The 10,261-nt window shown below is 37.0% G+C and carries 9 protein-coding genes; 5 read left to right on the forward strand and 4 right to left on the reverse strand.

The genetic code is table 11. The features are described 5' to 3' along the window. The coding region (locus ACY65O_RS01475; protein ID WP_462219074.1) for a gliding motility-associated C-terminal domain-containing protein at positions 1-1,203 on the forward strand (1,203 nt) is incomplete at its 5' end. Between the two features lie 5 nt (positions 1,204-1,208). Continuing rightward, positions 1,209-2,822 (forward strand): PKD domain-containing protein, encoded by a 1,614-nt coding sequence (locus ACY65O_RS01480; RefSeq protein WP_462219075.1) that lies wholly within the window; start codon positions 1,209-1,211, stop codon positions 2,820-2,822. Here the strand turns inward: ACY65O_RS01480 and ACY65O_RS01485 are convergent, their stop codons facing one another. Genes ACY65O_RS01485 through ACY65O_RS01495 form a run of 3 tightly spaced genes read right to left on the reverse strand, consistent with a single transcriptional unit; the run spans position 2,823 to position 5,106 of the window. Next, positions 2,823-3,281, reverse strand: coding sequence for a DUF6036 family nucleotidyltransferase (locus tag ACY65O_RS01485; protein ID WP_462219076.1), 459 nt, complete (start codon positions 3,279-3,281; stop codon positions 2,823-2,825). Next, complete coding sequence (locus ACY65O_RS01490; protein ID WP_462219077.1) at positions 3,281-3,472, reverse strand: hypothetical protein; 192 nt, start codon at positions 3,470-3,472, stop codon at positions 3,281-3,283. The genes ACY65O_RS01485 and ACY65O_RS01490 overlap by 1 nt, the downstream gene beginning before the upstream one ends. A 47-nt stretch (positions 3,473-3,519) precedes the next feature. Then, positions 3,520-5,106 carry a peptide chain release factor 3 gene (locus tag ACY65O_RS01495; protein ID WP_462219078.1) on the reverse strand — a complete coding sequence of 529 codons (1,587 nt, stop codon included), beginning with the start codon at positions 5,104-5,106 and terminating at the stop codon, positions 3,520-3,522. A 338-nt stretch (positions 5,107-5,444) separates the two neighbouring features. Between ACY65O_RS01495 and ACY65O_RS01500 the strand changes: the two genes are divergently transcribed. The 3 genes from ACY65O_RS01500 to ACY65O_RS01510 all read left to right on the forward strand — a co-directional run bounded on the left by ACY65O_RS01500 (position 5,445) and on the right by ACY65O_RS01510 (position 8,808). After that, a complete protein-coding gene (locus tag ACY65O_RS01500) occupies positions 5,445-6,686 on the forward strand; it encodes an ABC transporter permease (RefSeq protein WP_462219079.1) in 1,242 nt (413 codons plus the stop codon). Between the two features lie 177 nt (positions 6,687-6,863). Further along, entirely contained in the window at positions 6,864-7,970 is a 1,107-nt protein-coding gene (tsaD, locus tag ACY65O_RS01505; RefSeq protein ID WP_462219080.1) for a tRNA (adenosine(37)-N6)-threonylcarbamoyltransferase complex transferase subunit TsaD, read from the forward strand. A gap of 121 nt (positions 7,971-8,091) precedes the next feature. Beyond that, entirely contained in the window at positions 8,092-8,808 is a 717-nt protein-coding gene (locus ACY65O_RS01510) for a tRNA1(Val) (adenine(37)-N6)-methyltransferase (RefSeq protein ID WP_462219081.1), read from the forward strand. Between the two features lie 359 nt (positions 8,809-9,167). Here the strand turns inward: ACY65O_RS01510 and ACY65O_RS01515 are convergent. Further along, a partial coding sequence (locus ACY65O_RS01515) for an NAD(P)-dependent oxidoreductase (protein WP_462219082.1) occupies positions 9,168-10,261 on the reverse strand: 1,094 nt, incomplete at its 5' end.

Below are 10,261 nucleotides of genomic sequence, written 5' to 3' on the forward strand. Positions count from 1 at the left end.
GTAGTAAACACCATTGCAGATGTTAGTGTTTGTGCAGGAATACCTGTTCAGTTAAATGCAACAGGTGCTTCAACTTATGTTTGGACACCGGCAACTGGGTTATCTAACCCCAATATTGCAAACCCGGTTGCTCTACCACAAACCAATACACGGTATACCGTTAATGGCACCACCATAAATGGTTGTACAGCTTCAGATTTTATTGACATTACTGTTTTACCCAAACCTTTAATTACAAAAACTGCGGATACTACTATTTGTAAAAATTCTTCTGTTCAGTTAAATGCATCCGGTGGCACCAGTTATACCTGGTCGCCGGCAGCCACATTAAACAATGCAAATATTGCCAACCCGGTAGCTACACCAACTGCACCAGTAACAAAATACATTGTTACCGTTACCAATAATAATGTAAACGCCTGCAGCAATACCGATTCGGTAAAAATTACTTTAAGGCCTGCACCCGTATTTACAGTTTCACCATCCAAATCAACCTGCATTGGTACAGCAGTACAACTTAGTGCAGCCGGAGGCGATAGCTATTTATGGAACCCGGCAAATTTAGTGAGCAATGCTGCAATTGCTAACCCAACAGCAATCACTGGTACTACAACAAATTATTCGGTAACTATTACAGAAAGCAACTGCAATGTTTCAGCAACACTTTTTACCACAGTAACTGTAAATCCTGTACCGGTGATTACTGCATCTAAATCAAACGACATAGATTGCTCCATAGAATTTGCTAATTTACTGGCAAGCGGTGCATTACAATATACCTGGAGCCCTGCAACAGGATTAAGCAGTAACAGTATTTATAATCCTGTGGCCAAACCAACTTCAACCACACAATATATAGTTACTGGTAGTAACTCATTTGGCTGTTCAGATTCTGATACTTTAACTGTTGCTGTTACAAAAACAGGTGCCAGTGGCTATTTTATGCCTAACAGTTTTACCCCTAATGGCGATGGTAAAAATGATTGCTTTGGAATAAAATACTGGGGCATTATTGAACAGTTAGAATTTTTTATTTACAACCGCTATGGCGAAAAAGTATTTTACACCAACGACCCCAATAAATGCTGGGATGGTTTATACAAAAGCAAAAAACCGGAATTGGGCAATTATGTGTATTACATAAAAGCAAAAACGGCATGTGGTACTGTAGAGAAAAAAGGAAACGTAATTTTGATAAGATAAATTTTATGAGAAAAATAATAGCGACGTTATCATTTTTAGCAGTTATAAATACTTTATTTTCTCAAATAAATCTCGACAAAGGACTTATTGCCTTTTATCCTTTTTCTGGCAATGCAAATGACGAAAGCGGTAATGGTATTAATGGAAAAATTACAAAGACTGTTTTAACAACAGACAGAAATGGTGAGCAAAATGCCGCCTATTATTTTAATGGTTCTTCGTACATTCAATTGCCATTTTCCAGTCTTTATAACTTTGGGTCAACCGACTCTTTCACTATTTCAGCATGGATAATGCCAGAGCAAAGTTTTAAATCAGTAGCAGAAGCATTAGTTGTTAAGTCTCCATTTGCAGATAATCATACACTTGCCCAATGGAATTATGGAATATACTTGATTAATAAAAAAGGAATGTCGGGATATGCTGATACACATGTTTTACAAAGCAGTTCAACTTTGTCAAAAAGTGAAACATGGTATAACATAACTTCAACTTATAATAATGGTATTTGGAAACTTTATATCAATTGTATTTTAGAAAAGCAAGACTTATCCAAAACTAAATATATACTTCAGGATGGTTATTCAAGAATAACTTTTGGAAAAAAAGGTGGAGCTTTTGGAGATTGGTTTAAAGGAAAAATGGATGAAGTTCGTATTTATAACCGGGTTTTATCGGAAGTGGAAATACTTTCATTGTGTGATAAAAAAACTCCTGCCACCAACCCTTCCGCCGATTTCACCTACTTCATTACCAACTGTAATAAAGTACAATTTAAAATTACCAGCAACGAAAATATTAAATCTTACAAATGGGATTTAGGGGATAAGAGTACTGCAACTAAAGAATCATTTTTTCATACTTACAAAAATGAAGGCAGCTATAAGGTAAAACTAATTGCTGCAGGCACCAACGGAAAAGAAATTACTATAGAAAAAACTTTTACTGTTACCAAGCCAACAGCAGCATTTACTTATGAAAACGAAAAAGAAAAAAATACTTTCAACTTTAACATTATCAACAAACAAAAACTACAATACAAATGGCTTTTTGGAGATGGAGCAATTTCTGATAAAGAAAAAAAGATATCTCATACTTATAAGCAACCGGGCAGTTATGAAGTAATGCTTATTGCTCAAAACAAAAATGGCTGCAGCGATACAGCGCAGCAAACAATTGTAATTGCAGCTCCTGCTTTATCAGCACCAGAAAATATTGTTACCATAAATACTGATACTGGTAAACAAACCAACACCACTGCTTTACTTCCAGAAAAAAGAGAAAATAATCTTTTAAAAGAAATTGCAGTAACCAGTGATTCTGTTGCCGTAACTTTTTATGATAATGCCGAAATTGACGGCGACTCTGTTACCATTGTTTATAACAATAAAGTAATGGCTACGCATTTGTTTTTAACCGATAAGCCTAAAACATTTATGCTGCCTGTAAATAAAAGTGGTGGAAGCAATGAATTAATCATGTACGCCGAAAACCTGGGCAGCATACCGCCTAACACCGCATTAATGATTGTTTATGATGGAGGTAAACGTTATGAAATTAGCATCAGCAGCAGTAAAATCAGTAATGGAATGGTACGGTTTATTTTTAAGCAACTATAATTATAATCCAAATAGTTTTTCAATATCATCTAAATCTTTATACCGTCCGGCAGCTTTTTTAGCCTGTATCAAAGTATTCAAATGAAGAAACCGAATGACTAATCCATTTTCATTAAACACTTCACACATTTTATATGCATCAGAAAATTTACAGCCTTTTACTACTTTCATTATTTCAATACAAACGGGCGGAACACCATAAGTAAACACTTCAATATTATCATTATGCAAAAAATTATCGGGAGTAATATCAGTTGCAGGCAAACCGAATGCTCTATAAGCTTTTAGTAATTTTTCGTAATTTTCTTCTGTGGTATTCACCCAAATATCAAGGTCGCCGGTTGTTCTTCTGTAACCATGCAATATCACTGCATATCCACCAACAAGCAGGTATTCAACTTTATTGTTATTGAGTGCAGCAATAAATTCTCTGAAATCAGCATTAAAAATATTGGGCATTACTTACTGTGTTTACGCAGTGTTGACAAATGCTTTTGCATTTTTGCCGGATTAAGCGGGTCCATCCCATAAATAGTTGCAGTTAAATACCAAGCCTGGTTTAATCTTTCAGAAAGTGAGTCGGTCTTTAAAAATAAATTATCTTTCTCTGCTTCTGCAAAAGATTGTGCTTTACAATATGACTTATCCAATTTATACATGTTGTAAACTTAATAATTTTAGTTCAATCATTTACAAACTATTTATGTATCTCACTCGTAAAATGAAATTCAATATCGGGGTTATTTTGTCTTTCGGTATTTAAAAACCATTCGCTTTGTGCTAAGTAAACAATGTGGCCATCTTTATCTGCAGCAATATTGGCTTGTTTGTAGCGAATAAAATCTTCTAACTTTTTAGGGTCTTTACTGGTAAGCCAGCAGGCTTTAAAAAATGGCAGGCTGTTCATTTGTACCGACGCACCATACTCCTGCAATAAACGGTATTGTATTACTTCAAACTGTAACTCACCCACGCAACCAATAATTTTTTTATTGCCGCCAAACTGCGTAAACAATTGTGCCACGCCTTCATCGGTTAATTGTATCAAGCCCTTTTCTAATTGTTTTGTTTTCATCGGATCTTTGTTCACTACTTCTTTAAATATCTCCGGGCTAAAACTGGGTATGCCGGTGAAATAAAAATCTTCTCCTTCCGTCATGGTATCGCCAATTTTAAAATTGCCGGTATCAAATAAACCCACCACGTCGCCGGGGTAAGCATCTTCAATCACTTCTTTTTGGCGGGCCAAAAAACTGTACGGATTGTTGAAACGAAAATCCCTGTCCATACGCACATGATGATAATACGTGTTACGCTCAAATCTGCCGCTGCACACTCTTAAAAATGCAATCCTGTCTCTGTGCTTTGGATCGAGGTTGGCATGTATCTTAAAAATAAATCCGCTGAATTTATCTTCTTCTGGTTTAATATCTCTTGTTGTAGTATGGCGTGGCCTTGGCGTTGGCGCAATGCGGATAAAAGTATCCAGCATTTCTTTTACACCAAAATTATTTACGGCGCTGCCAAAAAATACGGGTGCCGTTTTGCCCGATAAATAATCGGCATCATTTAATTCGCCATACACACCATCAATTAATTCTACATCTTCACGTAAAGTGGTGGCATCTCTGTCTCCAATTTTTGCATCTAAAATGGTATCGTTCAAATCTTTTATTTCTACCACATCTTCATCATTGGCTTTTGTACCAGCTGCAAATAATATTAGACTTTTTTTATGCAGATCGTAAACCCCTTTAAAATCTTTCCCGCTGTTGATGGGCACCGTCATGGGGTGCAAATTAATTTTTAATTCATTTTCTATTTCTTCTAAAAGATCAAAACGGTTTTTACCATCCCAGTCAATTTTATTTATAAAAACAAAAACCGGGGTGTTACGCATGGCAATTACTTCCATCAATCTTCTTGTTTGTGCTTCCACACCATTAACACTGTCAATTACCAGCACTACGCTATCCACTGCGGTTAAAGTGCGGTAAGTATCTTCGGCAAAATCTTTATGGCCCGGGGTATCCAATAAATTAATTAAATGACCATCGTACTCAAAGGTCATTACACTTGTAGCCACACTAATACCACGCTGCTTTTCTATTTCCATAAAATCGCTGGTAGCATGTTTTTTTATTTTGTTACTTTTTACTGCACCGGCAGTTTGTATGGCGCCGCCAAATAACAAAAACTTTTCTGTTAAGGTAGTTTTACCGGCATCGGGGTGAGAGATGATAGCGAATGTTTTGCGTTTGTTTATTTCGTTGATGTATTTCATGATTTGCCCGCAGATTTCGCAGATAGCGCAGAAATCCATTTTTATTGGCGGCAAAGGTAAGGTTTGAAAAGTAAAAAACTGTCTGCAATGAATACTGCTAGTATGCTTAGGTAAAAGCTGCCCAATGGTATGCGGTATCCCGATAAAAATCGGGATGCGACGCAACAATGCCTGATAGAATTCCTTATGCTTGTCACAAAAAATAGAGGATAGTAAATTTAGTATGTTATCGTTTTAATAATAATGAGCCGAACTAAGTTCTCCGCCGCATCGGAAACGGGGTCTCCCGTTCATACATTTCCCCATTTCAATTCATTTTCATCACGTACTTTTGATACATGAGTAAATCGCTCAACATAATGGCCAATTCGCTGCGGCTAACCTTGCAGGAATTAAAAGTTAATAAACTGCGTACGGCGCTAAGCCTTACTGGTGTTGCATTTGGTATATTTTGCATTATTGGCGTGCTGGCAACGGTTAACAGTTTAGAAAGAAATATCCAGAACGAAGTAAAAAGCCTGGGCACCAATACCATTTATATTGACAAATGGGAATACAGTGGCGGCCCCGACAGGCCGCAATGGAAATACAGGGCCAGGCCCAATATGAAAATTGAGGAAGCGGATATGATTAAACAACGTTCGGCTTTGTTAGATGATATTTCGATGCTGTTACGCACCGGCGGCAGCATTGAGTATAAAGACGATGTAATCAGTAACTCCAGTGTTTACGGAATAACCGAAGCACAAATGACGGTGCAACCGATAAATTTTGAGTACGGCCGTTTTTTTTCCAACAGCGAATTTAATTCGGGCAGCAATGTTTGTTTAATTGGCTTTGCCAATGCCGAAGCTTTATTTGGCAATACCGAAAGGGCATTAGGAAAACAAATTGATGTAAAAGGAAGAAAGACCACTGTTGTTGGCGTAATAAGAAAAGAAGGTAAAAATTTTATTGGCTGGGATTACGATAACTGCATTATGCTGCCGTATAAATATTGCAAACAAATTTTTCCTGTAGAATGGAGCAACCCGGTATTAATTGCAAAAGGAAAAGAAGGTGTAACTCCAACCGCTTTAATAAATGAGCTGACAGGAATAATGCGGCAGATAAGAAGGATTGCACCAAAGCAGGAAGATAATTTTTCTTTAAACAGTGTGGAAGCATTCAGCAAAGCCATATCCGAATCTTTTGTAATGCTGAATGTGGTGGGTGCAGTAATTGGCGGCATCAGTTTAATTGTGGGCATGTTTGGTATTGCTAACATTATGTTTGTAACGGTTAAAGAACGCACTTCGGTAATTGGATTAAAAAAAGCAATTGGTGCAAAAAAAGCCAGCATTTTATTTGAATTTTTAATGGAAGCAGCATTGCTTTGTATAATTGGCGGCGCCTTTGGTTTATTCTTTGTTTACATTCTTACTTTAATACTTTCGGGGCCATTAAAATTTCCAGTATATATTTCTGTACCCATGCTTGTTACCACAGTTATCATTTGTATTGTGGTAGGCATTTTAGCAGGCATCATACCTGCACGGAGAGCCGCAAAAATGGATCCGGTGGTGGCGATAAGGAGTTAGGGAACCCCCCTCCGCTCCGCCGCGGCGGAGAACTTGAGTATGGAGAAGATGAATGAGATGATTATATTTTACTATTTTTTTGCTCCCAGCATTTATTTTTCATGGCATCATCGTTGCGTTGCACTCTTGTACGGCATACCTTTGCTGAACTTTACTGAATTTTTTATTGATGATTTTATGTTAAACATTTCGGATAACTCCCCGGAATTTATCCCGATTGTTTCGGGAGGGGATGGGGGCCACATTACCATTTTAGCTATCGAATCCAGTTGCGATGATACATCGGCATCGGTGTGTGTTGATGGAAAAATTTTATCCAATCATATTGCTAACCAATCGGTGCATGAAAAATATGGCGGCGTTGTACCCGAGCTGGCCAGCAGGGCACACCTGCAAAATATTGTACCCGTTGTAGATGCTGCACTGGCAACTGCCAACTGTCAACTGCCAACTATAGATGCCATTGCATTTACACAGGCACCGGGTTTAATTGGTTCTTTACTGGTAGGTGCACAGTTTGCAAAATCATTAGCACTGGCTTTAGATAAACCATTAATTGCAGTGCATCACATGCAGGCACATGTACTGGCCAATTTAATTGCAGAAAAAAAACCGGCCTTCCCTTTTTTATGTTTAACCGTCAGCGGCGGGCATACACAAATTGTATTGTGTGAATCTCCCTCTAAACTAAAAGTAATTGGCGAAACTATTGATGATGCAGCAGGCGAAGCCTTTGATAAAACCGCAAAACTTTTAGGCCTTCCCTACCCCGGCGGACCGTTAATTGATAAATATGCCGCCACAGGAAATGGAGAACGATATAAATTTCCCGAGCCACAAATACCTGGGTTAAATTTTAGTTTCAGCGGCTTAAAAACTTCTATACTTTATTTTTTAAAAAATGCCGGCGCCAGCAATGTTTATAAAGAAGAATTTTTACCCGATGCAGCAATGCAGAAAAAATTCATCAGCGAAAACCTGAATGATATTTGTGCATCCGTACAAAACAGGATAGTAAGTATCTTACTAAATAAATTAAAGAAAGCGGCAACTGAAACCGGTGTTACTAATATTTGTTTGGCCGGTGGCGTTAGTGCTAACAGCGGCTTAAGAAAAGCTTTTACGGAACTGGGACAAAAAATGAACTGGCAAACTTTTATACCTGCATTTGAATACTGCACTGATAATGCAGCGATGATTGCCATAACAGGTTATTATAAATTTTTAGAAAAAGATTTTACGGATTTAAGTGTTAGTCCTACTGCTAAAGCGGAATGGGGGTAGCCACGGATTACATAAATTTTCACGGATAAAAATTCACAAAATGAATACCTTATTTTTTTTTCAATTGCATTTAATCCGTGTAAATCCGTGTAATCAGTGGCAAAATAAAACTGTGTAATCCGTGCCCAACAACTATTTTAAATTTAAACAATTCACCATCCACCAGGATAAATGTGCCATGAAAGTTTGCACCGATGCCTGTTTGTTTGGTGCATATATTGCAAATGAAATTCAGCAGTTGCCTGTAAAAAATATTTTAGATATTGGTACCGGTACAGGTTTACTAACTTTAATGCTGGCGCAAAAAACATCCGCAACAATTGATGCGGTAGAAATTGATGCAGCAGCTTTTACACAGGGAAAACAAAATATTGAACAATCGCCATGGAGAGAAAAGATTGCAATTTACAATTCCGATATTCTGCAATTTCAAACCAATAAAAAATACGATTGCATTATCAGCAACCCGCCATTTTTTGAAGCTGATTTAAAATCGGGAGATGAAAAGAAAAATTTTGCAAAGCATGATACCTCATTAACTTTTACGGAATTACTAAATTTTGTTACTGAAAATTTATCGCCTGCTGGTTTTTTTTCTGTATTGCTACCCTTTCGCCGCAGTAATTATTTTGAAGCCGAAGCTGCAAAAATAAATTTTAATCTCATCAAAAAAATATTGATAAAGCAAACGCCCAAGCATAATCATTTCAGATCAATACTTATTTTTTCAACAAAAAAATTGGAAACAATTCAAGAAGAAATAATTATAAAAAATGAAGAAGGAAATTATTCTACAAAATTTATTGAATTGTTGAAAGATTACTATTTGCATTTGTAAATTAGCAAAAATTGGAAAGAAATTTTTATCCTCTTTATCAACCGCCGTCCCGAAAGAAAATCGCATTGGCGTCAAGTTAAAAAGCCTCGTAGAGGCGATATATCAGTAGCAATTAGATAGTTATTGGTTGCAAAGCTCCGCCAGCTGGCGGACGGCATATTGAAACAAAGGGGTTGCGAAAAAAAACATACCGCCCCGATGGGGCTTTGTAAAAATAAAAAATGAAATTATTTCTACTGATATTTCGCCCCAAATGGGGCTATGGTAAAGGGTTTTATTGAAAGCTGGAAAAAATAACTTGACACCAATACGAAAAAAATGGGATCGGGGTTGCGAACCTAATTCCAAATTACCAATTCCTAATTCCCTGATGCATACTCTCTCAAATACTCATACAGCTCTGTTAATACACCCTGCTTAACCATGGTTGCCCTTTCAATAGTTGATGAACTGCCTTTAACCAAATCTTCCAGTACAAATTTTATTAACTGCTCACCAAAATACCTTGATGCATCCCTCGGCAACTCATTAGGTAAATTTCCCACAGCCATAATATCTACCGAACCGTTTTGATAAGCTGCAGTTTTTAAAAGTGTTTTTTTATCAACCCCGTAAATGGGATCTTCAATTGTACTGTCGCCAATATTTATGGCAATAGAACCGTGGTAATCGTTGGTAATATCTGCAATAGTTTTTATGCTGAATTCATCCGATTGAAATTCTTCTACAGAAAAAAGTGGTAGAATATTTTTATCCCAGTAAATACCATTCATTAAAATATCGGTTTGTTTTGCAAACGGGCTGAAAGAACATTTATATTTTTCGGGGTGTAAATGAAAATCATCACGGTTGTAAGTACCATCATCTTTACGTTCGTATAAATCACGGCCCTTTAAATCTACATATACCGGGTAATCAAATTGCTTGTGCAAATATTCAAAAGGTTCTACTTCATGTATGCCCATTAAATTCATCACTTCTAAAACGCCATGTGCCACACGGCCACTGCCGGTTACAGCAATTTTTAGTTTAGGTAATTTTAATCCAAAATAAGTGTGGATTAAATTACGATAATCTTTTTGCTGATATACCCTGTTTAAATTAAATAACCCTGTTCTTTTTCCGTAAGCCATCATACCATTGTGTGCACCAACAATACCGGCAAAAAAACCGAAGCCTAAAATTCGCTGGCCATCTTCATGCGTTAAGCATTCGTAATCTATCAGTGTACTATTGTTTTTTATAATGGCCTGAAATAATTTTCTATTGTGCTCTTGTTCTTTTTTGGTATGAGAAAAAAGCAAATAAGTTTTGCCGGGTATCAGTTGCTCTACCGGTACTTCTTTAATACCCATCAGCACATCGCAACCCGAAATATCTTCTCTAACTTCCACACCAGCGATACCAGATGCTTTATGGATAAAGAATACGCCATGGCTGGTGTGGAAGTTAG

Origin of the sequence: Ferruginibacter sp. (assembly GCF_031430955.1) — a bacterium.
GTDB lineage: Bacteria > Bacteroidota > Bacteroidia > Chitinophagales > Chitinophagaceae > Ferruginibacter.

Excerpts from the sequence above, each read along its gene's own strand:
- tsaD (WP_462219080.1), top strand. The coding sequence starts at position 6,864 with ATGTTAAACATTTCGGATAACTCCCCGGAATTTATCCCGATTGTTTCG.
- ACY65O_RS01495 (WP_462219078.1), bottom strand. The coding sequence starts at position 5,106 with ATGAAATACATCAACGAAATAAACAAACGCAAAACATTCGCTATCATC.
- ACY65O_RS01480 (WP_462219075.1), top strand. The coding sequence starts at position 1,209 with ATGAGAAAAATAATAGCGACGTTATCATTTTTAGCAGTTATAAATACT.
- ACY65O_RS01485 (WP_462219076.1), bottom strand. The coding sequence starts at position 3,281 with ATGCCCAATATTTTTAATGCTGATTTCAGAGAATTTATTGCTGCACTC.
- ACY65O_RS01500 (WP_462219079.1), top strand. The coding sequence starts at position 5,445 with ATGAGTAAATCGCTCAACATAATGGCCAATTCGCTGCGGCTAACCTTG.